Here is a 2,060-nt window from a genome sequence, read left to right as displayed (position 1 = left end):
GCACATGGCCATGTTAGAGAAATCACCCGAGCGGGTGATGAGCTTCTTTCAGGATCCCAGGGTCAAATATGCCGCCGGTTGAGACTTCATGAGGCCGAAGCAATAAGATGGCCGCGCTTGATTTATCACCAGAGGAGATGAAACTGCCTTGCGGCAGCGTCAAGATAAATTTCGAGAGATACAGCAAAACCCAATATTATTTACACATGCGAGAATAACACCCAGTGCAACACCGTGGCAAATGACGGTGTAAAAGGAAAACCATGCCTTCATGGTGGGTTATCATTACAAGTGAGGCGCTGGCGTGGGATTAAACAATATGCGGTCTCCCCTTGGATCATACACTTAATGCGTTCTGCAAACCGTTCCGCAGAATCATTCCGCAAATCAACTTCATGATGCAAAAAGGGTCTGCATAGTACGCAGACCCTTTATCTGATAACCGCATCCATTTAGACGCGGCAAGCATCCCTCCAGGGGCATGCTAGCGGTAGGCCACCTTGCTTTGCATCACCCGGGTATCCTTGAACCCATGCCGGTTCAGGCGATATTTCAGGTTCAGATCAACCGCCCTTTTTTCCTTTACCCTCGGGCCAATGATGATCCGGCTTCCCGGCTGATCGAACAGAAAACCATCGGTTCGCAGGAACAGCCTGCCCGGATTCTGCTCGTCCAGCTCCAGCATCGGGTGGTCTATCGTGGCGACGAACACCAGCCGGACTTCTTCCTCGTTCCGGTATTCCTCATTCTTATACAAGTAAAAAATGTCACTCATCAGGAAAATCACGCACTTCCGAATTGCATTACGCTTCGGTTCCTTACGCACCTTTTGCATAAAATTTGCGATCTCCTGCAATGGCTTCCGCAAATCCTGAATGGCTGCATTAACTTCTGCCTTTGTGTATTTAACCCGATAAAGCAATCGGGGCACGGTTTGTGACAATTGCCGACCGGCTCCCCTGGCTGCCTCCTCTGCCTTTTCCTTGCCCATCTCCTCCAGCATGCCTCCTTCCGGCTTGCGCAACTCCTTTAGATACTCCCCAAGCGCATATGATGGCCCCCTGTTGTCCTCAAATGCCGACAACGGCGTGATGATGCACATGCCATCCCCGTTATTCCCATAGGCCCGCCATAAATCGAGGCGGTCGGAACGCAACGTGCAGGAAGAGATATACACCGCCAGGTCTTCATGCAGGAAAGTGACGGCCGATTCCGTGTCCAGCTTGTTGAACAGCATTCGGTACAGCTCATCATATATACGATGACCCTTCATGTGCTGGAAAATCCGGCATCCCTCATGCGGGTCGTTCAGATACTCGGCGTTATATAGCCTGAAATGATGATTCGGGGGCGGGAACCGTTCCCCCTGCTTGGCTGGAAGCATTTTTTCCAGCGTCGGAAGTGCGTGAAATGGGCAATTTCTGTGCCTCCATTGCTGCTATCTAGAACATGGCTTTGCTTGATTCGGTTCACTGCATCCAATAACTCCACAAAACAATGAATAGTTTCCCTGGGCTTACCGGGCAATCTCCCCCTGACCTGCACTGACTACACTCGGCCTGATTTTCAACCCAAAATGGGTACATCCTCACAAAAGGGCGGGGTGATCCATTCCTGCATTTTTCGCGCAAGCAATATGCTGCCTATCAAGAAACCTGGCTCCGGAAAATTAAAGGGCAAAAAAAAGCCACCATAATCAATGGTGGCATAATTCAATCATCTGATAGCTTCAGCTTGCATGGGGCTTGCATTGGTTTCCAGAAAACTGGTGCCGGGAGAGGGACTCGAACCCTCACACTGTCTCCAGCACCGGATTTTGAGTCCGGCGCGTCTACCAATTCCGCCATCCCGGCCAGTAAGACCTGCATTATCCATGAATAGGGGCATTTCATCAAGAAGCAAAGGTCTGGTCGCAGTAACCCGGGAGCCTCCCGAACTACGGGAGTTCAGTTGCTGCCGGGTTGGTGCTGAAAATCCAATCCGGCACACCCGCGTGCAACACGCATGCTTATACTAAAAATAGCAATTTAATCTGCACAAACAACAAAGCCCTCTTTAAG

Annotated in this window: 1 protein-coding gene and 1 tRNA gene; both read right to left on the bottom strand. The window is 50.5% G+C overall.

Annotation, left to right across the window (positions count from 1 at the left end; genetic code table 11):
- Window positions 1-484: 484 nt before the first annotated feature.
- Window positions 485-1,384 carry a DUF2971 domain-containing protein gene (locus tag KJA68_RS08330; RefSeq protein WP_213036477.1) on the bottom strand — a complete coding sequence of 300 codons (900 nt, stop codon included), beginning with the start codon at window positions 1,382-1,384 and terminating at the stop codon, window positions 485-487.
- Window positions 1,385-1,766: 382 nt separating this feature from the next.
- A tRNA-Leu gene (locus tag KJA68_RS08325) sits at window positions 1,767-1,853 on the bottom strand.
- Window positions 1,854-2,060 lie beyond the last annotated feature (207 nt).

It is taken from the genome of Candidatus Nitrotoga fabula, from assembly GCF_905221025.1.
Taxonomy (GTDB): domain Bacteria; phylum Pseudomonadota; class Gammaproteobacteria; order Burkholderiales; family Gallionellaceae; genus Nitrotoga; species Nitrotoga fabula.
Note: the sequence above shows the minus strand (reverse complement) of the source record. Positions and strands in the feature narration are given on the sequence as shown.

What these genes read in the sequence shown, in the direction of transcription:
- KJA68_RS08330 (WP_213036477.1), bottom strand. Translation starts at nt 1,384, where the DNA reads ATGCTTCCAGCCAAGCAGGGGGAACGGTTCCCGCCCCCGAATCATCAT.